This window comes from Psychrobacillus sp. PGGUH221 (assembly GCF_042055255.1).
GTDB lineage: Bacteria > Bacillota > Bacilli > Bacillales_A > Planococcaceae > Psychrobacillus.
The window spans coordinates 13,005-36,025 of the sequence record NZ_JAQMHQ010000007.1 but is presented as its reverse complement, the minus strand read 5'-3'; the positions used below and the strand labels follow the sequence as shown (position 1 = coordinate 36,025).

Annotated in this window: 20 protein-coding genes, 1 riboswitch and 1 other annotated feature; of the genes, 6 read left to right on the top strand and 14 right to left on the bottom strand. The window is 37.0% G+C overall.

Translation table 11 applies throughout. From position 1 onward, the window contains the following. Positions 1-418: 418 nt before the first annotated feature. The 7 genes from leuS to PGC35_RS12700 all read right to left on the bottom strand — a co-directional run bounded on the left by leuS (position 419) and on the right by PGC35_RS12700 (position 10,668). Positions 419-2,830 carry a leucine--tRNA ligase gene (gene leuS / locus PGC35_RS12730; RefSeq protein WP_375219418.1) on the bottom strand — a complete coding sequence of 804 codons (2,412 nt, stop codon included), beginning with the start codon at positions 2,828-2,830 and terminating at the stop codon, positions 419-421. A 43-nt stretch (positions 2,831-2,873) separates the two neighbouring features. Continuing rightward, positions 2,874-3,088, bottom strand: a binding site (T-box leader). Between the two features lie 43 nt (positions 3,089-3,131). Beyond that, positions 3,132-3,899: a 3-hydroxybutyrate dehydrogenase gene (locus PGC35_RS12725; protein WP_275789070.1), complete on the bottom strand. Its 768-nt coding sequence runs from the start codon at positions 3,897-3,899 to the stop codon at positions 3,132-3,134. Between the two features lie 46 nt (positions 3,900-3,945). Beyond that, on the bottom strand, positions 3,946-5,274 hold the full coding sequence (locus tag PGC35_RS12720) for a GntP family permease (protein WP_375219417.1): 1,329 nt from the start codon (positions 5,272-5,274) through the stop codon (positions 3,946-3,948). A gap of 35 nt (positions 5,275-5,309) precedes the next feature. Further along, on the bottom strand, positions 5,310-5,972 hold the full coding sequence (locus PGC35_RS12715) for a 3-oxoacid CoA-transferase subunit B (RefSeq protein WP_053588563.1): 663 nt from the start codon (positions 5,970-5,972) through the stop codon (positions 5,310-5,312). A 16-nt stretch (positions 5,973-5,988) separates the two neighbouring features. Further along, positions 5,989-6,678: a CoA transferase subunit A gene (locus tag PGC35_RS12710; RefSeq protein WP_053588562.1), complete on the bottom strand. Its 690-nt coding sequence runs from the start codon at positions 6,676-6,678 to the stop codon at positions 5,989-5,991. Positions 6,679-6,908: 230 nt separating this feature from the next. Beyond that, on the bottom strand, positions 6,909-8,252 hold the full coding sequence (locus PGC35_RS12705; RefSeq protein WP_375219416.1) for a sigma-54 interaction domain-containing protein: 1,344 nt from the start codon (positions 8,250-8,252) through the stop codon (positions 6,909-6,911). Between the two features lie 1,240 nt (positions 8,253-9,492). Then, entirely contained in the window at positions 9,493-10,668 is a 1,176-nt protein-coding gene (locus PGC35_RS12700; protein ID WP_375219577.1) for an MDR family MFS transporter, read from the bottom strand. A gap of 120 nt (positions 10,669-10,788) precedes the next feature. On the opposite strand from PGC35_RS12700, the gene mnmL reads away from it, so the two are divergent. From mnmL to PGC35_RS12680, 4 genes are all read left to right on the top strand, one after another. Continuing rightward, positions 10,789-11,748: a tRNA modification radical SAM protein MnmL/YtqA gene (mnmL, locus tag PGC35_RS12695; RefSeq protein WP_375219415.1), complete on the top strand. Its 960-nt coding sequence runs from the start codon at positions 10,789-10,791 to the stop codon at positions 11,746-11,748. Beyond that, positions 11,745-12,314 carry a tRNA 5-(aminomethyl)-2-thiouridylate-methyltransferase MnmM gene (gene mnmM / locus PGC35_RS12690; RefSeq protein ID WP_375219414.1) on the top strand — a complete coding sequence of 190 codons (570 nt, stop codon included), beginning with the start codon at positions 11,745-11,747 and terminating at the stop codon, positions 12,312-12,314. The genes mnmL and mnmM overlap by 4 nt, the downstream gene beginning before the upstream one ends. A 122-nt stretch (positions 12,315-12,436) precedes the next feature. Then, positions 12,437-13,519, top strand: a complete 1,083-nt coding sequence (locus PGC35_RS12685; RefSeq protein WP_375219413.1) for a type III polyketide synthase — start codon at positions 12,437-12,439, stop codon at positions 13,517-13,519. A 4-nt stretch (positions 13,520-13,523) separates the two neighbouring features. Further along, positions 13,524-14,069: an isoprenylcysteine carboxyl methyltransferase family protein gene (locus PGC35_RS12680; protein WP_371256580.1), complete on the top strand. Its 546-nt coding sequence runs from the start codon at positions 13,524-13,526 to the stop codon at positions 14,067-14,069. A 19-nt stretch (positions 14,070-14,088) separates the two neighbouring features. On the opposite strand, the gene PGC35_RS12675 is transcribed toward PGC35_RS12680, so the two are convergent. Both PGC35_RS12675 and PGC35_RS12670 read right to left on the bottom strand, forming a co-directional pair. Beyond that, positions 14,089-15,411 carry an NAD-dependent malic enzyme gene (locus PGC35_RS12675; RefSeq protein ID WP_375219412.1) on the bottom strand — a complete coding sequence of 441 codons (1,323 nt, stop codon included), beginning with the start codon at positions 15,409-15,411 and terminating at the stop codon, positions 14,089-14,091. Between the two features lie 188 nt (positions 15,412-15,599). After that, complete coding sequence (locus PGC35_RS12670) at positions 15,600-16,457, bottom strand: alpha/beta hydrolase (protein WP_375219411.1); 858 nt, start codon at positions 16,455-16,457, stop codon at positions 15,600-15,602. 46 nt (positions 16,458-16,503) lie between these two features. Between PGC35_RS12670 and PGC35_RS12665 the strand changes: the two genes are divergently transcribed. Further along, positions 16,504-17,016, top strand: coding sequence for a gamma carbonic anhydrase (locus tag PGC35_RS12665; RefSeq protein ID WP_375219410.1), 513 nt, complete (start codon positions 16,504-16,506; stop codon positions 17,014-17,016). Between the two features lie 60 nt (positions 17,017-17,076). Here PGC35_RS12665 and metK read toward each other — a convergent pair whose 3' ends face one another. Next, entirely contained in the window at positions 17,077-18,273 is a 1,197-nt protein-coding gene (gene metK / locus PGC35_RS12660) for a methionine adenosyltransferase (protein WP_053588554.1), read from the bottom strand. A 206-nt stretch (positions 18,274-18,479) separates the two neighbouring features. Further along, positions 18,480-18,594, bottom strand: a riboswitch (SAM riboswitch). A 195-nt stretch (positions 18,595-18,789) separates the two neighbouring features. On the opposite strand from metK, the gene pckA reads away from it, so the two are divergent. Continuing rightward, positions 18,790-20,376 carry a phosphoenolpyruvate carboxykinase (ATP) gene (gene pckA, locus PGC35_RS12655; protein WP_375219409.1) on the top strand — a complete coding sequence of 529 codons (1,587 nt, stop codon included), beginning with the start codon at positions 18,790-18,792 and terminating at the stop codon, positions 20,374-20,376. A 78-nt stretch (positions 20,377-20,454) separates the two neighbouring features. Here the strand turns inward: pckA and PGC35_RS12650 are convergent, their stop codons facing one another. The 4 genes from PGC35_RS12650 to PGC35_RS12635 form a co-directional block, all read right to left on the bottom strand. Next, positions 20,455-20,904 (bottom strand): hypothetical protein, encoded by a 450-nt coding sequence (locus PGC35_RS12650; RefSeq protein ID WP_375219408.1) that lies wholly within the window; start codon positions 20,902-20,904, stop codon positions 20,455-20,457. Between the two features lie 3 nt (positions 20,905-20,907). Further along, positions 20,908-21,696: an alpha/beta hydrolase family protein gene (locus PGC35_RS12645; protein WP_375219407.1), complete on the bottom strand. Its 789-nt coding sequence runs from the start codon at positions 21,694-21,696 to the stop codon at positions 20,908-20,910. Further along, positions 21,665-22,150 carry an NUDIX domain-containing protein gene (locus PGC35_RS12640; RefSeq protein ID WP_375219406.1) on the bottom strand — a complete coding sequence of 162 codons (486 nt, stop codon included), beginning with the start codon at positions 22,148-22,150 and terminating at the stop codon, positions 21,665-21,667. Before PGC35_RS12640 ends, PGC35_RS12645 begins: the two co-directional genes overlap by 32 nt. A 203-nt stretch (positions 22,151-22,353) precedes the next feature. Continuing rightward, complete coding sequence (locus PGC35_RS12635) at positions 22,354-22,998, bottom strand: CPBP family intramembrane glutamic endopeptidase (protein ID WP_375219405.1); 645 nt, start codon at positions 22,996-22,998, stop codon at positions 22,354-22,356. Between the last annotated feature and the right edge of the window lie 23 nt (positions 22,999-23,021).

Here is a 23,021-nt window from a genome sequence, read left to right as displayed (position 1 = left end):
TTATCTATAAGGTATTGTTTATAAGGCAAGGACCACCACGAAGACTCCTGTGGGAACAGCTTGAGCAGAAGACCCCGCAGTTGAGGGGAAGGCAATCTAAGTTCGCCGTATGCTGCTCCTGCGCAAAGCTCGTCGCAAAAGAACTTTTGCGGCAACGATTGCATGACCAACATCGTGTTGGTCTAGGAGGCTGAAGCCAAGCCCACGGAAAGCGAAGTGGGGGTCCTTGACGAATTTAATACACAACTCTATGCACCCATAATTGAGTTTGTCTACATTCTGGGAGGGAAAAGCGACTGTGTCACTTTTTATATGATGAGAGCTTGTTAATTTAGTTTGTAGAAATGCCGTACGATGATTTAATATAAAAAACTGTTCCACTATCTAGACGAGAGTGGAACAGTTTTTTCGTTGTTTATTAAATAACGATATTCACCATTTTACCTGGGATAGCAATGATTTTCTTCACTTGTTGCCCTTCCAACCATTGTTGCACTTGTTCAGAAGCAAGAGCCAATGCTTCAAGCTCATCTTTTGTTGCATCTTTTGCAACAAGTAATTTTGCACGAACTTTCCCTTTAATTTGAACAGGAATTTCTACTTCATTGTCTACTAATTTAGATTCATCAAAAGTTGGCCATGATTCGTAAACGATTGTATCATCATGTCCTAGAATACTCCAAAGTTCCTCAGCAATATGCGGAACGATTGGAGAAATAAGCTTCACAAATCCTTCTACATATTCTTTTGAAATTTTTTCGGCTTTATATCCTTCGTTAATAAATACCATCATTTGTGAAATGGCCGTGTTATAATGCATTGCTTCAAAATCTTCCGTTACTTTTTTCACTGTTTGGTGATAGGCTTTTTCCATATTGTCAGAAGAACTGTCTGTAACTTTAGAGCTCAATTTACCATCTTCATCAACTAACAATCGCCATATACGATCTAGGAATCTTCGTGAACCATCTAATCCGTTTGTAGACCATGGTTTTGAAGAATCAAGAGGTCCCATGAACATTTCATAAAGACGAAGGGAATCGGCACCATGGCTTATCACGATATCATCGGGGTTTACAACATTCCCTTTTGACTTAGACATTTTTTCGTTACCTTCACCTAAGATCATGCCTTGGTTAAATAGTTTTTGGAAAGGTTCTTTTGTTGTCACTACACCAATATCATAAAGGAACTTATGCCAGAATCTAGCGTACAACAAATGCAGTACTGCATGTTCTGCTCCACCAACGTAAATGTCAACCGGAAGCCAACGTTTTGCTAATTCTGGATCCACAAGTGCTTCGTCATTGTTTGGATCAATATAGCGTAAGTAGTACCAACAGCTACCTGCCCACTGAGGCATTGTATTTGTCTCCCGACGACCTTTTTTACCTGTTACTGGATCTACAACATTTACCCATTCCGTAATATTCGCTAATGGAGATTCACCTGTACCACTTGGCTTAATATCTGTTGTTACTGGAAGCATCAAAGGTAATTCAGATTCATCTACTGGAGTAGAAGTACCATCTTCCCAATGGATGATTGGAATTGGTTCCCCCCAATAACGTTGGCGACTAAATAACCAGTCACGAAGACGATACGTAATTTTCTTTTCGCCTTTACCGTTTGCTTCAAACCATTCAATCGCTTTCGCAATCGCTTCTTGTTTGTTTAAACCATTTAAGAAGTCAGAGTTAATAAGAGTTCCATCTGCTGTATAAGCCTCTTTTTCAATCTCTCCACCAGACACAACTTCGACGATTGGCAGATCAAATTGTTTGGCGAACTCAAAATCACGCTCATCATGTGCAGGAACTGCCATAATAGCCCCTGTTCCATAAGTTGCCAATACATAGTCTGCAATCCAGATTGGCATTTTTTCGCCGCTAATCGGATTAATCGCGTAGGCACCGGTAAAAACACCTGTTTTATGTTTTGCAAGATCTGTACGCTCTAAATCACTTTTTAATTTTACTTGATCTTTGTAGGCTTGCACTGCTTCTTGTTGTTCTGCTGTCGTAATTGTATCCACAAGCTTGTGTTCTGGTGCTAAAACAGCATAAGTGGCTCCAAAAATAGTATCAGGACGAGTTGTGAAAGCACGGAATGATTCGTTTGTGCCATCTATTTCAAATGTTAGCTCAGCACCCTCTGAACGTCCAATCCAATTACGTTGCATTTCTTTTAAACTTTCTGGCCAATCAAGATCATCTAAATCCTCTAAAAGTCTATCTGCATAAGCAGTTATACGAAGCACCCATTGACGCATTGGACGGCGTTCAACAGGGTGCCCTCCACGTTCGGATACTCCATCAATTACTTCTTCATTTGCCAAAACAGTTCCTAATGCAGGACACCAGTTTACTGGCACTTCATCTACATATGCTAGGCCTTTTTTATATAGTTGAATGAAAATCCATTGCGTCCATTTGTAATAAGAAGGATCCGTTGTATTGACTTCTCTATCCCAATCAAATGAAAAACCTAAGTCCGTCATTTGACGTTTGAATGTAGCAATATTTTTTGCAGTAAATTCTGCCGGGTCATTGCCTGTATCAATTGCATATTGCTCTGCAGGAAGTCCAAATGCATCCCATCCCATTGGATGAAGAACATTATATCCTTGCTTACGTTTAAATGCACTTAAAATATCTGTAGCGATATAACCAAGTGGATGCCCAACGTGTAGGCCAACCCCAGAAGGATAAGGGAACATATCAAGTGCATAAAATTTAGGTTTTGATGGATCATCAGACATCTTATATGTCTTGTTCTGTTGCCAATAATTCTGCCACTTTTTTTCAATTGCTTGATGATTAAAGCTCATTGTAATTCCTCCTCAAAATAAAAAAACTCGCCCCTTAAAAAAACTAAGGGACGAGAGATTAACCTCACGCGGTACCACCCAAATTAGTGAAAAACATCACTCAACTTGATTCCTTAACGCGGAAAACGGTATAAGCTACTGACAGTTCACTCATACAGACTCAAAGGCGAGTTCAATAGGGCATTCCACTAACTTTCACCAACCGTTAGCTCTCTATAGAAATACAATCTATTTACTAATCCTTATCTGCGTCTTGCTATTACTTCGTATTTTAGAGGAAATACGTTTAAATAGCAAGTTTTTATTGAGTAGTATATCCACCGTCTAATACAACTGCTTGACCCGTCATACCTTTTGCAGCATCACTTGCTAAAAACAATGCTAAATCAGCAATTTCTTTTACATCTAACAATCTTTTTTGTGGTACTAATGGATAAATAACTTCTTCCAGTACTGACTCTAAAGGAACATTACGTGTATTTGCTAAGTCTTGGAATTGGTTTCTCACTAATGGTGTATCAACATATCCTGGACAGATTGCGTTTACTGTAATGCCATCTGCTGCTGTTTCTAATGCAGCAACCTTTGTTAGGCCAATTACACCATGCTTAGCAGAGTTATAAGCTGCTTTACCAGCAAAACCTACTAAACCATTAATAGATGCCATATTGAGAATTCTTCCGAACCCTCTTTTTCGCATATGAGGAAGAACATGCTTAGTCGCCATGAACGGAGCAGTTAGCATAATTTTCACTAATAATTCAAAGCGTTCCGTGGGAAAATCTTCTAACATAGAAACATGCTGCATTCCCGCATTGTTTATTAATATATCTATTTGTCCAAACTCTTTTACAGTTAGATCAATAGAATTAATAATATCTTCCTCGATTGTTACATCACATTTAATACCAAGAGCGTCACTACCTAGTGAAGCAGCAGCATCTTTAACCTTCTCTTCATTAATATCAGTTAATACTACCTTCGCACCAGCCTGATAAAATTCCTGCGCAATTTGAAACCCAATTCCTTGTGCAGCTCCAGTGATGAGAAGTACTCTATCTTTTACCATACGTTTTACCTCCAAAATCAGCCATTAAGCTCATTGGACTGAAAAATTATATACCTAGACCAAGAGAGAATAATATAATTGCAATCACGACCCCTATTGCTGGCACTACTACAGTCGTTGCTGCAACAGACCAATATGCGGCACTATGTTTTTCTCCACAGATTGATTGAATAGTAGTTACTACGTATCCATTGTGTGGCAATGAGTCAAGTGCACCAGAAGAAATTGCTACTACCCTGTGCAACGCTTCAGTATTTACACCCATATCCATATAATGTGGCGCCAATAATGGTAATGCTATAGATTGTCCGCCAGAGGAGGAACCAGTCATACCAGCAATTACGGATACCGCAATAGCTGCACCGATTAAAGGCGAACCAGGTATATTCGTCATTGCTTCAACGGCAGTTGTAAATGCTGGAACATTTTTCGCAACTCCACCGAAACCAACAACTGCAGCTGTATTACCGATTGCAATAATTGCACCAACAGTTCCTGCCGAAAACGCTTCCCAGAAATTTTTCGAATATTTTCTCCCAACGAAGTAAGTAGCAATAACTCCTCCAAGTAACGCTATGATCAATGCGGATTGCGCTAGCTTATCATGGTAAATAAATGAGATCACTAATACTACAGCTAACGGAAGCATCGCTAAGAATGGATTAGGCAGACTTCTTGTCGTATCAAATGTTGGATCATTTTCACGATCCACAAATCTTTCCCCTTTATTAACAGCTTTCTGGATAATACGTTTTAGCCACCAATACCCAAAAATCGCCATAAATGCTGCTACAATAATACTTACTTCCCAACCAGCATAAGCGTCTGTACCTAAAAATTGAATTGGAATCCAGTTTTGAATTTCAGGTGAACCTGCAGATGTCATCGTGAACGTAACCGAGCCTAGCGCTAATGTTGCTGGTATAAAACGACGCGGTAAGTCTGCTTGCTTAAACAATGAGATTGCCATTGGATATACAGAGAACGCAACAACGAACAAACTTACGCCTCCATATGTAAGGATTGCACAGGCAATTACGATAGCTAATACTGCATACTTCATTCCTAATTTATCAACGATCCATTTTGAAACGGAATCTGCCGCACCGCTATCCTCCATAACTTTCCCAAAGACAGCTCCTAGTAAGAACATTAAATACCAAGACATAATAAATCCTGTAAAACCTGTCATGTAACTTGTTACAAAATTTGCTTCCCCTTCAGCAGCCAATTGTGGAAACAGTGGCATTCCACTCGTTAACGCAACTAATAATGCTGATATTGGACCAGCGATTAATATATTTACACCCTTCATCGTCAAGATAATAAGTAAAGCCAGACCTCCTATAAGGCCGATCATACTTAATGCTTCCATGAACAAATCCCCCCGAATTGTTTTATAAAGAAGTATTAAAACTCAACATTTTCTTTTACATTATCAACATTTAAAGAAGCTTCTGTTGAGTCAATAATATCTTGTACGGTGTACCCCTCGTACACCTCTTTAAGTACAAGTCCTTCCGGTGTCACTTCTATAGTGGCACGGTCTGTAATAATTTTGTCGACTACTCCTTTTCCTGTTAACGGAAGAGAGCACTCTTTTTTTATTTTTGGCGAACCATCTTTTGCAACATGATCCATGATTACAATCGTTTTTTTAGCACCATGCACTAAATCCATAGCACCGCCCATCCCTTTAATCATCTTTCCAGGAATCATCCAGTTTGCAAGGTCTCCTTTTTCAGAAACCTCCATTCCACCTAGGATTGCAACATCCACATGGCCACCACGTATCATTGCAAATGATTCTGCACTTGAAAAGAAAGCAGAACCGGGAATAGTCGTAACGGTTTCTTTTCCTGCATTGATTAGGTCTGGATCCACTTCATCTTGAGTCGGATAAGGACCAATTCCAAGAAGTCCGTTTTCTGATTGTAATACTACTGTTTTATTTGGAGAAATATAATTGGCAACTAATGTAGGTATACCAATACCTAAATTCACATAATTTCCATCTTCTATTTCCTTCTCTGCTCGAATAGCAATTAGTTCTCTACTTGATAATTTTGTCACTTGAAATCTCTCCCATCTATGAACGTGTCATTAATCGTTCAATCCGTTTTTCTTGATTGGCTTGTAACAGGCCTTGTACATAAATGCTTGGTGTGTGAATAATGGCAGGATCTAAATCTCCTGTTTCCACGATTTCTTCAACTTCTGCAATAGTAATCTTTCCTGCTGCGGCCATCATAGGATTGAAGTTTTGAGCCGTTTTGTTATAGATAAGATTTCCAAACTTATCTGCTTTTGAAGCTCGAATGAGCGCAAAGTCAGCACGTAGTGATTCTTCCAACACATATTCTTTTCCATCATAAATACGAATTTCTTTTCCATCAGCTATTGTAGTACCAACTCCAGCCGGTGTGAAAAATGCTGGAATTCCTGCTCCACCAGCTCTTATTTTTTCTGCAAGTGTTCCTTGAGGGGTTAACTCAACTTCAATTTCCCCTGCTAGCACTTGACGTTCAAATTCTTTGTTCTCACCAACATATGAACCTATCATTTTTTTAATTTGCTTATTATTTAATAAAAGTCCTAAACCCCAATCGTCCACTCCACAATTGTTAGAAATGACCGTTAAATCCTTAACACCTTTCTCAACTAATGCAAGTATTAATTTCTCTGGAATTCCGACTAAGCCGAAACCTCCAACCATCAATGTTGCACCATCTTGTATTTCTTTTACCGCTTCCTCTGCAGAAGAATAAATCGGCTTCATTTGCATTTCCTCCTTACATTTTTGATGCGAAATAAAAGCGCTTTCACATGTAATTAAAACAGATTCTAAATTTTCACGCAATACCATTTGTGACAACTATTAGTCAATTTATCACATAATAATTCTGAAAAACTGGACAACTTTTGCATTAAAATAAAATATAATCACATTTTACAACACCAATTTTTTTCCGATAAATCGGAATATAATCCGATAAGTCGGAATTTAGGTCATAAGTTGTATTTTTTTATTTTTTCATAAAGTGTGGAACGGCTAATACCTAATTGCTCAGCAATCACCGCTTTATTAGGCTCTTCTTCTAGTAAATCTCGAATCACATTTTTTTCAACATCTAGTAAAATATTTGCTAGCTTACCTGAAGTTTGAAAAGATAAAGCATTCCTTTTCTTTACTTGCGCTGGTAATGCGTTAGGTAAAATAATATCATCCTCTGCTAAATATACTGCAGCTTGAAGAACATTTTGCAATTCGGTAACGTTTCCTGGCCAATGATAGGATTGTAGTATTTCTCTTGTCTTCGTAGCTAAAACTACTTTACGACGTCCTGCCTGAACAACAAATTTTTGCAAGAAATGGTTCAATAGCTCTGTGAAGTCTTCCATACGCTCTCGAAGTGGTGGGATGGATAGGGTAATTGCTTGGATTCGATAAAATAAATCTTCTCGAAACTTCTTTTCCTCCACTAATTTAGATAGGGACACATTAGATGCTGCCAAAATTCGAACGTTTACTTGTTCCCCCTTCTCAGAGTGCATACATACAACTTCTTTGTCTTGCATTGCCCGTAAAAGCTTTGCTTGCAGTGTTACAGGAAGTGAGCTGATCTCATCTATAAAGAGTGTCCCTTTATCTGCTTGCTGATATCTTCCTTTTCGTAAATGTCCTGTAATCACATCGAGCTTACCGAATAATTCCTCCTCTAATAGTTCTGGAGGAACTGCAGCACAATTCACCTTAACAAAAAGTTCATCTGATCGATCAGAAAGCTGATGAATACTATGTGCAAACATTTCTTTTCCCGTACCACTTTCTCCTTCGATTAAAACCGGCAAATCACTCGGAGCTATCATTTCAATTGTTTCTTTTATTTTACGCATTGCGACAGAAGTGCCTTTAATATCTACTAAGTGGTACTCTTTATAACTATTATCTTCTTTATTTAACTGTATGCGTTCCATCGTTGTACGAACGTGCGAGCTTAGCTTTTTCCAATCCGACATATCTCGAAATATAACACTACCGAATGCACCGACAATTTCACCATCGACAACAAGTGGAACACGGTTCGCCAGCATGTACGTTCCCTTTATGTAATGAGGTGATGCTATATCTGCAACCCCTGACTTGATTACTTCATGCATTTTTGTATTTTCAATTACTTCCGCAACATGCTGTCCAATTGCATTTTCTTTCGTAACTTCAAGAAACCTGCAATAATCTTCATTCATATAAAGTATGTTTGAATCTTTATCGACAACAACAAACCACTGGAATGCATTCTCTAATATTTGTGCCAGCACTGATACTGACAATTTTCCCAATAAACTATCCATTTTTTCCCCTCCTTCTTGGAAACAACTTCTGTCTTATAATCTCAAAAGTTAGACAATTAATCAATTCCCTTGCTTGATTATCTAAATCTAACTATTGAAAAAGAAGAGAGTCATCTTGTAAACGCATAACCCTTTTCCACCCAAAGCTTAATTAAGAATACTACTTATCTAGTGGCATTCACGCTGGCCGCACGTCTGCATGAGCCGCTGTATGCGCAAGCGCATACTTCTGTCTCATACGGCACGTCATGCGGCTGGCAAGGCGCGATTGCCAGTGTATCCTCTTGATAAAAAATGTAGATTTTATTATTAGATTGTTAAAAAATAATACTTTAAATGAAGGAGCGACTCATCCTTCGGAGGCTCATGGATAGCATGCGGCAAGCGCACATACGAGTTCTACTCTGTAATTAGAAGATTAATTTAACTTTTGTCAAAAGGGAATACTACTTATCTATTGGCATTCGCGCTGGCCGCACGTCCGCATGAGCCGCTGTATGCGCAAGCGCATCCATCTGTCTCATACGGCATGTCATGCGGCTTGCAAGACGCGATTGCCAGTGTATCCTCTTGATAAAAAATGTAGATTCTATTATTAGATTGTTAAAAATAATACTTTAAATGAAGGTGCGACTCATCCTTCGGAGGCTCATGGATAGCATGCGGCAAGCGCACATACGAGTTCTACTCTGTAATTAGAAGATTAATTTAACTATTGTCAAAAGGGAATACTACTTATCTATTGGCATTCGCGCTGGCCGCACGTCCGCATGAGCCGCTGTATGCGCAAGCGCATACTTCTGTCTCATACGGCACGTCATGCGGCTGGCAAGGCGCGATTGCCAGTGTATGCTATTCAATGAATAAAGAAGTTTCTATTTATATGACTTATTAATTAATAATCCTTTAACTTGTTTAAAACTCAATTTCATCGAAAAACAATTATCTGAGAATAGGATGAAGGCTTACTTTTCATAGATTTTTTTCTATCTTTATCGGATAATGTCCAGGATGTGCGCCTTACACGCCGCAGGAGCGCGAAGAATGAGACCCCGTAAAGGATGGGCGAGCGACGAAGGAGCGAATCATCCTGCGGAGGCTCATGCGTAGCGTGCGGCTAGCTCACATCCGTGTATGAAATCTTTCATTTGCTTTGAAACATAATATATTTAACAATTTCATATGTTCCGCAATTTAAGAATCAACAAATAAAAAAACACCGTAGAAACGGTGTTTTTCTTTATTGATTATCCGCTACCTTATTAAGAGGAAGATCATAAAGTAGACTTGTAACTATCGCAAAGACCATCAAGCTCGTTAGAATTAGAATCATCGCTGGTGTGCCATAAGCTTCTACTAAAATACCTCCGATGAAAGGTCCTATCATTCTACCTATTGTCGCCATACTATTAACAATTCCTTGATAAAAACCTTCTCTACCTTTCGGAGCTAACTTATCAGCAAGTGTTGGTACGGCTGGCCAAACGAACATTTCTCCAATAGTCAATATAACCATAGCAGTAATAAACATAGCGTAGCTTTCAGCAAATGCAACTACTACAAATGATCCCATGAAAATAACTATTCCTAAAATCATTTGAGCTTTAATCTTGTTTTCCAATCTCTTAATAATTGGTTTAATAAGAGGTTGACCCGCAATAATAAGCGCACCATTTATTGTCCATAATAAGCTATATTGTTTTAATGTTATACCTAAATCGAGCACATATGTAGAAATCGTCGAAGTCCATTGAACATAAACAATCCATGTTAACATATAACCAACAGTTATAATCATCATTGCATAAAAAGGCGCTTTTTGATTGATTTTCTTTTGTTCATTCAAAACTGCTACATGCTTATTAGATGTTGCTGACATATTACGATAAAAGAATAGAGCGATAAATAAAAATAATACATATGTTAGCAAATTAGCTAGAAAGATATTATTTATATTACGATCTGCTACTAAACCCGCTATTGCCGGTCCTATAGCGACCCCTAAATTTTGAGCCAAATAAATAGCGTTAAACGCTTTTCTTCCCCCTTCTGGCCATACACTTCCAACCAAAGCATACATACTTGGAAATATAATACCTCCACTAAAACCTAAAATGGCTACAAACCAAATATATTCTGGCCAACCGTGCCAAAATGTTAATAGTATTAAAGGAATAATGGATAATATAATACCGAAAACGATAGATTTATATCCACCAATACGATCAAACAAGTATCCTCCTAATAGATTACCAATAACACCAGTTCCAGCATTTATCATAAGAACAAATCCAGCAACAGTTAAAGATTGCCCCAAATGATCATGCATATAAATCGTATGTAATGGCCACAAAAAAGAATTTCCAGTCGTATTAATAAACATTCCAACAATTAAAAGCCACACTACTTTTGGCAATAATAACACCTCATTTCTCCTTGCACTCTGAACATTGTATTCCTTTTCAGATGGCACTTCAAGATGTTGCAACAAACTTACCAAAGACATGATAAAATAATCCTTTAAGGAGGAGTCATAATGACCGAATATCAATTTCCTTTTCCTTCTGATGGGAAAAGATATTATACATGGAATCGCTATTTACGAAATACATTTAACCAGAAAATTTTCAAAGTAGCTTTAGATGCAGGGTTTGATTGTCCAAATAGAGATGGCACTGTTGCATATGGCGGCTGTACATTTTGTAGCGTTGCAGGTAGTGGTGACTTTGCAGGCAATAAAGTCGATTCTATTCCTGTGCAGTTTGAAAAAATAAAAGCTAAAATGCACGAAAAATGGAAAGCTGGAAAATACATTGCTTATTTTCAAGCATATACAAATACCCACGCTCCATTGCCTGTTTTAAAAGAAAAATTTGAAGCTGCCCTTGCCTTAGAAGGCGTTGTTGGGATTTCCATTGCAACAAGACCAGACTGCTTACCTGATGATGTTGTCGAATATCTAGCTGAACTAAATAAACGCACTTTTTTATGGATAGAACTTGGTCTTCAAACTGTACATGAAAGAACCGCTAATTTAGTCAATCGAGCTCACGATTATCCAACATATATAGAAGGGGTAAATAAATTAAGAAAACATGGCATTCAAATATGTACCCATATTATCAATGGATTACCTTTGGAAGATAGAGAAATGATGATGGAAACTGCTAAAGCGGTATCTAAGCTTGATGTTCAAGGTATAAAAATTCATTTATTACATTTACTTAAAGGAACACCTATGGTGAAACAATACGAAAAAGGCAAACTAGAATTTATGGAACGAGATGCGTATATTCAACTCGTAGCGGATCAATTAGAAATTTTACCTCCTAAAATGGTAGTACAGCGAATCACTGGTGACGGGCCTATTGATTTAATGATCGGACCGATGTGGAGCGTAAACAAATGGGATGTTTTAAATGGAATAGATGCAGAATTAGCTAAGCGTGAAAGTTATCAGGGAAAATATTATCAAGAGACTGGTGTTATGAAATGAAATTAAAAAGAGTTTTACCATTTGCAAAAGACTTGTTGGCATCTGTCATTAAGCCCGGAGATTACGTAGTGGATGCAACTGCCGGAAACGGACATGACACTTTATATTTAGCAGAATTGGTTGGAGAAACTGGGCATGTTTATGTATTTGATGTACAATCTGAGGCACTAAAGTCAACAGAGCAGAAATTAGTTGAAGCAAATTTAAAGTCCAGAACTACTTTAATATTAGATGGTCATGAACATGTTTCAACTTATGTTCAAAAGGAAGTTTCAGCTGCCATTTTCAATCTCGGATACTTACCTGGCAGCAATCATCATATCGTGACAAAAGGAAACTCCACAATTCAAGCTGTGGAATCTCTCTTAGAATTGTTGAAAATAGGAGGTTTAATTGTATTAGTTGTTTATCACGGACATGCTGGTGGTAAAGAAGAAAAAGATGCAATTACAAATTATGTTAAACAATTACCTCAATCCTACGTCCATGTGCTTTGCTATCAGTTTTTAAATCAACAAAATAACCCACCTTTTATCATCGCATTAGAAAAAATGAAAACATCCTAAATTCTTTGTCATTACTTTGCATATTTTGAAAGAGCATGGAGAAACTAATTAGAAAAGGCCTAGGCGTACGGAAAGAATATTGTTAATAGTTTTTTTCTGATCAATTTATAAAGGAGAATCCCATGCCTAAAATCGCTTCTATTAGTACATATAATCCTCCATATGCTTTGGAGCAATCCAATATTGAACAATTAACAAAAGAATTGTTTCAAGATAAAATTGCACAATTAGATAGATTATTAAAAGTTTTTGAAAATGGAGACATAGATACCCGCTATTTTTGTGTACCGTTAGAATGGCATCAGAAAGAGCACACCTTTGAAGAAAGAAATAATCTTTATATTGAGCTAGCGACAAAATATAGTGTGGAAGTAATACAAGCTTGCCTAAGTAATACTTCTTTTTTAAAAGATTCTCTTAGGCCAGATGAAATAGATACAATCATATTTGTAAGTAGTACTGGCATATCTACCCCAAGTATCGACGCTCGAGTGATGAATCATATTCCATTTTCTGACAGAACTAAACGGATTCCGATATGGGGGCTAGGTTGTGCTGGTGGAGCTGCAGGAGTTAGTAGAGCATTTGATTATTGTAAAGCTCATCCTAAAGCAAAAGTGCTAGTTGTTTGTGTGGAATTATGTAGCCTCACTTTTCAGCCTAATGATTATTCTAAAAGTAATCTAATAGGTGCTTCTCTTTTTGCTGACGGGGCTGCTTGTGTATTAGTTTGTGGTGATGAAGTATTATTGAACACGCAGAAACGAGTACCTTCTATTATATATACTGCCTCTAAGTGGATGCCTGATTCCGAAAATGTAATGGGATGGGATATTAAAAATAATGGATTACATGTTGTTTTCTCAAAGAGTATACCTTCTATCATTTCAAGCTGGCTCGGTCCATTCATTCATGAATTTATGGAGGAACAACAAATTTCAGTAGACCAGCTTAAGAACTTTGTTGCTCATCCTGGTGGAAAAAAGGTATTGCATGCATACGAGGAAACACTTCAACTCGAGGAAAATCAAACAGCTATTTCACGTGATGTATTAAAAAAACACGGTAACATGTCTTCTCCTACTGTGCTTTATGTCTTAGAGCAATTTATGTTAAAAGATCATCATAAGGATGAAATGGGATTATTAGTAGCTCTTGGACCTGGTTTTTGTGGGGAAGCAGTCTTACTAAATTGGAGTGATTAACAACATGCTGTTATTTTACATTATTATTTCACTAGTAATCATTCAAAGAATAACGGAAGTATTTATAGCTAAACAAAATGAAAAAAAAATGCTTGCACAAGGTGCATATGAAGTAGGTGCTGCTCATTATCCATATATGGTAGCTCTTCACGTCAGCTTTTTTGTTAGCTTGATTGCAGAAGTTCTAATTTTTGAGCGAGGCATTTCTCCTCTATTCCCTTTATTTCTTCTAATTTTTTTATTTGTACAAGGTTTACGTATTTGGTGTTTAACAACTTTAGGTACTTTTTGGAATACGAAAATCATTATTTTGCCTGGAGCACGTGTTGTTTCTAAGGGTCCATATCTTTTTATCAAACATCCAAATTATGTGGTTGTGTGTATTGAAATTGTACTACTACCACTAATGTTTCAAGCTTATATGACCGCTCTTTGTTTTACTCTTCTAAATCTTGCTATGCTATCCGTTCGAATACCTTTGGAAGAAAAAGCTTTAAGTGAAGCTACTAATTATAATGAAGAATTTAAAAAGAAGATTTCAGCGTCTTAAACTGAAATCTTCTTTTTATTTATCTATTCATTTCATTATTTGCTGCTTCTTCTACTGCTCTAGCCACTAAATGATGCACCATAGGATCTAGAGGGTTTGGTATTAACTCACCAGGTTTAGTATGGCTCACAATAGCTTGTGCTGCTGCAATTAACATCGTGTATGTAATTTCCTTTGCACCTGCATCTAAAGCTCCTTTAAATATCCCTGGGAAGCCAATAACATTATTAACTGAGCGTCCGTCTGCTGCGAAGGCTGCTCCTGCTGCTATTGCAGCAGATGGCAAGATCTCTGGATTTGGATTAGATAGAGCTAAAATTATTTGACCCTTTCTTACCATTTCTGGCTTAATCAACCCTGAAACTCCAGTAGTTGCAATGATTATATCACAAGTCTCCATCATCTCTTCTAATGAAGCAATCGTTTGTCCACCATAATTAACCAATCGATTTTGAGCTTCTTCTTGTCGATCTAAACCATACACTTCTTCTACACCATAAGCCATTAGCATACGACAGATAGCCAACCCTGCAGCACCTAGTCCAACTTGACCAATTACCGCAGTTTTAGGATCAACTCCTGTTGCTTTGCATGAAGATAATATTGCAGCAAGTGCCACAACAGCAGTACCATGCTGATCATCATGCATTACTGGAATAGGTAGTTCCGCTTTAAGACGTTCTTCTATTTCGAAGCAATGAGGAGAACCAATATCTTCTAGTAATATTGCTCCAAATCCTTGATGTATATGCTTTACAGTTTCAACGATTTCATCTGGATCACTTGTATTTAATAGAATAGGTATTCCACTTAAACCAACAAACTGATCTAATAACACGGCTTTCCCTTCCATTACAGGCATCCCGGCTACTGAACCAATATTACCTAGACCTAAGATAGCTGTACCATCCGTAACGATAGCTACAGAGCTTCCAATGGATGTAAAATAATTTGCTTTCTCTGGATTATGTACAATTTCCATACAAACACTCGCTACACCAGGTGTATAAATTCTTTGTAAATCTCCTAATGATCGTACATCCAGCTGACTCTTCATCGCGATTTTTCCGCCTTCATGAGCTTTCAGTACATCATCAGTAACAGCATGTATCTTAACGCCATTTCCAATGGCTTCAATATTAGAAATAACTTGTTGCAGTTGTTCTTCCGATTTAAAAGTGATAGAAATATCACGAACAGTTGTTAAAGCACCGCTCTTTAACGTCGTAATATCACCAATATCTCCTTCTGCCATTCCAATTGCAGTTGCTACTTTTGCAAAATTACCCGGTCTAGAAGATGTTTCAACAATGAAGTTTCGTATAATATGTTGGTTTTGCATGTAAATTCTCCTTACTTTCTCTCATTCAATCATAAATTATAACATAAATATCTTTTATTCGTAATAAATATACGAAAGGTTTCATTGATTAGTATATTCCTTTGTAATAGCATCTCAACCAATTTTATATTACACTTCTAAACCCTAAAAATTCTCATTATATTACTGTTAAATTGAATTATTTATAGTCATACAATATAACCAATGGATCTTAGAACATTATTTATAAAGGCATGAGAATACTCAAAAATCTCTTCCCTTTCAGGTTCTTGATGCAAATCATGAAAGCAATTTTTCCATGACTTATATTGATACTCAGATAGGTCTTGCTTTTTAAACCACGCTGCAGTAGATGTGATATCTGCAATCTTATCTCTTTCAGCAGTCATTAGTAATACCGGAACATTCGGTACTGATTCCGTTGATTGTAAAATACTTTTCATAAGTAATTGGAGTTCTATGTACCAATCATTCGAGACGATTGTATGGTAAGTAGCATCATCAATAAATTGTTGATAAATATCATAGTTTCTCGTTAATTCCTTAAGCTGAATATCATGGTTAATCTTTTGTTGTACTGGTAATTTTGCCAGTGCATTTGTCCATTTAGATGGCTGTTTCTTTAATTGCAACCAAGGAGACGTTAAAATGACACCAGCATATTCTATTTGTAATTTGTGTAGCACTTTAATAAGCAGGGTTGCTCCAAGTCCATGGCCAAGAATAAAAATTGGTAAATTATAAGTAACGGCTACTTGTAAAGCAAGCGTTATATATTCTTTATATTGTTCAAAAGATTCATTATGTATTTTTTTTCCTCTTGTCTGTTCACCATGTCCTGGTAAGTCTCCCATTACAATATGACAGTTAGAACTTCTAAACTTTTCAATTAACCAAGCATATCTTCTATGATGTTCATATGCACTATGAACAATGACAATTACTGCTTTAGGTTTTTCTTCTGCTTCCCATTTCCACATGAACATCACCTCTTGTTTTGTTTTGTACCGAATGTCTACTTCAATTATTTGATTATTTTTCTTCATTTGATAACATTAATTATATTCTATTTACATAAGGAGCGTGAGCATATTGATTTATCCATTTAAAGGCAAATATCCAACAATAGATGAATCTGCATTTATTGCTGATTATGTCACAATTACAGGCGATGTGACAATCGGACAAGAGTCTACAATTTGGTTTAATACGGTAATCAGAGGGGACGTTGCTCCTACGATTATTGGACGAAGAGTGAGTATCCAAGATTTATGTTGTTTGCATCAAAGTCCTAATAACCCTCTTGTTATTGAAGATGAAGTGACAATTGGACACCAAGTAACGTTACATAGCTGTACTATTCGAAAAGGTGCGTTGATTGGAATGGGCTCTATTATTTTGGATGGAGCTGAGATCGGTGAAGGTGCATTTATCGGTGCTGGAAGTTTAGTAACCCAAGGTAAGAAAATTCCCCCTAATTCACTTGCCATAGGTAGTCCTGCAAAAGTTGTTCGGGAGCTGTCTAAGGAAGACAAAGAAGATGTGCAACGTATTATTCGTGAATACGTAGAAAAAGGACAGTATTATAAATCACTTCAAAAATAAAACTTATTTTCTTTAAAAAAGAGGCTATCCTATAACAGGAAGCCTCTTCTTTATTATTTGTTATAAACCAGCTTTTTGTCTTAACAAATCTGCTTTATCTGTTCTTTCCCATGGTGCATCAATGTCAGTACGACCAAAATGTCCATAAGCAGCTGTTTGCTTGTAAATAGGACGACGAAGGTCTAGCATTTTAATAATACCAGCTGGACGAAGGTCAAACAATTCACGAATATGTGAAACTAATTTTGCCTCTTCTACTTTTCCAGTACCAAATGTGTCTACTGCGATTGATACAGGTTGTGCTACACCAATTGCATAGGCAAGTTGTACTTCACAACGATCTGCAAGTCCTGCTGCAACAATATTTTTTGCAACGTAACGAGCAGCATATGCTGCAGAACGGTCTACTTTTGTTGGATCTTTACCAGAGAACGCACCGCCTCCATGACGAGCATATCCACCGTAAGTATCTACAATAATTTTACGACCTGTTAAACCTGCATCCCCTTGTGGTCCACCAATTACGAAACGACCAGTTGGGTTAATGAAATATTTAGTATTTTCATCAATTAAATTAGCAGGAACAATTGGATTGATAACTACTTCTTTTAAATCTTTTTGAATTTGTTCTAACGTTACTTCTGGGTGATGCTGAGTCGAAATAACAATTGTATCTATATGAACAGGATTGTTATTTTCATCATACTCCACAGTTACTTGTGTTTTACCATCTGGACGTAAATAGTCTAAAGTTTCGTCTTTACGAACGTCTGCTAAACGACGAGCCAACTGATGAGCTAAACTAATTGGAAGTGGCATAAGTTCAGGTGTTTCATTACATGCGTAACCAAACATTAAACCTTGGTCTCCTGCTCCAATTGCTTCAATATCAGAATCTGTCATAGATCCTTCACGTGCCTCTAAAGCTTGGTCAACCCCTTGAGCAATATCAGCTGATTGCTCATCAATAGAAGTTAATACTGCTGAAGTTTCAGAGTCAAAACCATATTTTGCGCGAGTGTAGCCGATTTCTTTAATAGTTGAACGTACAACTTTTGGAATATCAACATAAGTGGATGTTGTGATTTCCCCTGCAACTAATACTAACCCTGTAGTCACTGTTGTTTCACAAGCAACACGTGCGTTTGGATCTTCCGTAAGAATTGCATCTAGAATTGCATCTGAAATTTGATCACAAATTTTATCTGGATGCCCTTCTGTAACTGATTCAGATGTAAATAATCTGCGTTGTGTCATAGAATATTCCTCCTATATCCTGCGAGATCTCTCTCAAGAATTGATACGGTACTCATTCCCATGTCAAGCCATTTCAAATCAAATAGATTAAACTTGAAGCCGTTTCGGACTTGGCACACAAGGATAAAGGGCGATGTTATAAAAAAAACCTCTCACTCACGTTTGATTACATGAGGAAAGGCTATTAATATCATAAGCACCTTTCACTCTTATCAATCAAGGAATCTCACCTTGTCTCAGGTTGGGCACCTTTGCAATAGAAAAAATTACAGGTTGCCGGGTTTCATAGGGCCTGACCCCTCCACCAGCTCGGGATAAGAGTATCCGTTCAATTTACCATCATACGTAAGTTGTAACGAGAAGTCAATATTTATTTGTTGACAATTTATTCACAAACAAAAAATAATCAATCCATTAGTATAGACTATTAAGCTAAATGTGTTATACTAATTCACATATGAATGCTATATCCCTTTATTTTTTTAGGGAAAACAATAAAAAGGATGGTATACCAATATGAATTCAATCGATACTGTGAGTGAACTGAACGAATTGTTAGCTGGAGAGAATGTACACATTCAGTTATCAGTGCCGCAACTTGTGGAAAAAGCAACATCAAGAGGTGAGGCTGTTTTAACATCTACAGGAGCAGTGAAAGCAGAAACAGGTAAATATACAGGTCGTTCTCCACAAGATAAGTACATTGTAGATGAACCTATATCAAGAGACAAAATCGATTGGGGTCCTGTAAACCAACCAATTTCTTCTGAAATTTTCGAGTCACTCTATAAAAAAGTAACAGACTACCTTGCAACACAAGATGAACTATTTGTGTTCAAAGGATTTGCAGGTGCGGATAAGGATTCACGCTTAGGAATTCAAGTAATAAATGAATATGCATGGCACAATCTATTTGCCCATCAGTTATTCATTCGTCCTTCAGAAGAAGAACTGACAACCCATAAAGCAGATTTCACAATTGTCAGTGCGCCTAACTTTAAAGCAAATCCAGCAGTGGACGGTACAAAATCAGAAACATTTATTATCGTTTCAATGGAAAAACGCATTGTATTAATCGGTGGTACTGAATATGCTGGAGAAATGAAAAAATCTATATTCTCTATTATGAACTATTTGCTGCCAGAAGCAAACATTTTACCTATGCACTGTTCTGCAAACGTTGGTGAAGATGGTGATGTAGCATTATTCTTTGGTCTTTCAGGAACAGGAAAAACAACACTTTCTGCAGACGCAGGACGTAAATTAATCGGTGATGACGAACACGGTTGGTCTGATAATGGAGTATTTAACATTGAAGGTGGATGCTACGCTAAATGTATCGACCTAACTCGTGAAAATGAGCCTCAAATTTTTGACGCGATTACATTTGGAACGGTTTTAGAAAACGTCGTAGTAGATGCTGAAACACGTATCGCTAATTATGCTGATAATTCTTTAACTGAGAATACACGTGCTGCATACCCAATCCAAAATATTGAAAATATAGTAGACCCATCTGTAGCTGGTCACCCAAATACAATTATTTTCTTAACTGCTGATGCTTTCGGCGTATTGCCTCCAATCAGTAAATTAACGAAAGAACAAGCAATGTACCACTTCCTAAGTGGATTCACGTCTAAATTAGCAGGTACTGAGCGTGGAATAACTTCTCCACAACCAGCTTTCTCAACTTGCTTCGGTTCTCCATTCCTACCATTGCATGCAACTGTTTATGCTGAAATGCTTGGGAAGAAAATCGATGAACACGGTGCACAAGTATTTTTAGTAAACACTGGCTGGACTGGTGGAGAATACGGTGTTGGAAGCCGTATGAAGCTTTCTTACACACGTACAATGGTTCGTGCTGCAATTGAAGGTAAGCTAAATGAAGTAGAAACAGAAACTGACGCAGTATTTGGCTTATCAATTCCTACACAAGTAGAAGGTGTTCCTTCTGAAGTATTAGTACCACGTAATGCTTGGGAAGATAAAGCTGCATACGACCAAAAAGCTAGCGAGCTTGCTCAAGCGTTCCGTGAAAACTTTAAAAAGTTTGGAACTGTATCAGAAGATATCACGCTAAAAGGTGGACCTTTAGCATAATAAAAAATGCAAAGCTGCTTAATGTAGTTTTCCAAAGAATAAAGAGGATGTCCCATTCATATGGTGACATCCTCTTTTTTAGTCTGCATAATCATCATAATAATGCGTTATAACCGAAGGAGAAAAGATGGATATAAAATTCTTCGCCTCTTCTTCGTCTACCTTATATAATATGATCTCTGATCCATAATGACTTATTTCTAACCGTTCATCACCGTCTACGTGAAAGAACATAGCGAACCATTTCAATCCACCATTTACGTCAATTGTATGACTTCTAAAAAAAAGTCGATTATCCTCATTCAGATTAATTGTTAATACCTTCATTAATCCTTCATCCATTACCGAAATAGCTCTGGCACTTAATTCTTCAATCGCAGCTAATTCTTCTTTCCAACAATGAATGACGACTTCCTGAAATTCCGAAGTATAATTATCCCAAAGATCTGTCCAAAAACTCGTATTAGTTGCGAACGAAGATTTATCATTTGTACTTGTTGTTTCAATAGATACGACAATGTTACCCATCTATTAAACCCCTTTCTGCATTCTCATCCACATACAAGCATCCTTCACCACTTGTCGATTGACTTTGCTTGGAAAGAAATGCGTGAAGTCGTGAAAATACCATGTCTCTACAATCTTATCATTCCCTAATAACGCTTCTTCTAATACCTTCGCATGTTCAAATGATACATTCAAATCCTTTTTACCGTGAATGATTAGCGATGCTGCTTTTATTTCATTAATATGAGCAAGGGCATTACGATTTTCGTATGCTTCTACGTTTTTAGTCGGTGTACCTCCTATAACGCGCTTCATCATTCGTCTCATGTCGGTTCGTTCATCATAGGTTAAAAAAATATCTGAAACACCAGCCCATGTTACAAGGGAAGTAATATCATTTCGTAAAATTGCAATCCAAAGAGCCATAATACCACCTCTTGAAAAGGCAAATAAGTGAATTCGATTTATAAGACAAAACTGCTTTAAAACATCTACTGCATAAACTGCATCCCACCGATCCTCGCCAGCAAATTCATCTCTTCCTTCCCCTCCTCGGTTTCCACGGTAATAAGGAGCGAATACGACAAAACCTTCAGTGGCAATTTGTGCAATTCTGGCTGGTCTTACCATTCCTATACTTTGCATACCGCCCCTACAATATAAAATACCCTCGTAAGAACCATTTTTTATAGGCTCCGCAAGCATTCCTTTTACCCGATATCCGCAGGACCAATAAGTAATTTCAGATAGCTTAATACGCGGATTTGGTGATGGATAACTTTTAATTCTCTCGATTGTTCCATTTTCCTTCAAGCGCGCTCACCTTTTCTAATATCGCCTTCATACCAGCATCTCTCATGTGAAAGCTAAAATTATTATTATGTAAAAAATCATCTGTACTTAACCAAAGAGCACCGTCAGTTTCGAAATTTGGTCTCTTCTCTTCAATATACCCAACCTCTGCAATAAACACTGCCTTACAAAATGGTTTCTCATCATGTACAAGGTATTCTGCCAACCATTCTACATTTATTATCTCCACATTTGTCTCTTCCCAAGTTTCTCTTATAGCAGCTTCTAGTATAGATTCGTTCCCTTCCACTTTTCCTCCAGGAAACTCTATCCCCCTCTTTGGATGCTTTGTTAATAGCCATTTTTTTTGATGTTTTGCTAACACTAAAACATGTCGAGCTTCAATAGAGAAAGTATTTTTTTCAAAAGACAACTCCACTTGAATTCCATTTAAATCTTTAAAAGAAATTATCATCATTTCCCTCACTACTAAGTCTTTTTTTACGCCTAGTTATACTTCATTGTTGATATGCCAAGCTATTAAACGGTACTGTGCAAAGCTCATCGCAAACGTGTAATGTTCATGAAAAGGATAGATACCAGGGACCTACTGATTCTCTGAATTTTCATACGTGGCGTGTCGAGCTTACATCCATGTTCTCTATTTAACCGTAATAATTAATTGATAATAGACCAATATCCGAGCATGATTCCTATATCAGCTAAACTATGACTGATAATTGGTGCGGTTAAAGAATTTAATTTAAATCGAAATATTCCCCACATACAGCCTGCTAAAAAAACGGGGAGTATTGCTAACACATTAAAAGGAAAAGTAAAAATTTCTATTACAATGATTAAATGATATAAGCTGTAGAAAAAAGAGGGAATGAATATAGACATAATATTGCCTACTCTATCCAATAATCGAGAATAGATAAATTCTCTCCAATAAAATTCTTCTAAAAAAGGATTGATTAGTACTAACACTAGCACAAATAAAATAACCTTTGTTCCTACAAAGTCCCATTTTTCCAACAAACTCTTCAAATGTGTAATATCGATTACTGGAAAATAAGATACAAAACTATAGATGGAAAATAAACACACTAAACCGCTAATAAGCCCCACTACAATATTCTTTTTGGTTAGTGGTAGCATTACACGATATCTGCTTTTTTTATCCCAAAATCTGATAATTAGAGGAACAAACAATAACCACCCATAAAAAAGAAAAAAAGTGATTAAAACATTATTTAATACAGCAAGCCCAAGGAAAATCATAATCGTTGGAGCAATCAATAATATTATTTGTTTTATCATAGGCCCTCCCAGTGTATCCTTAT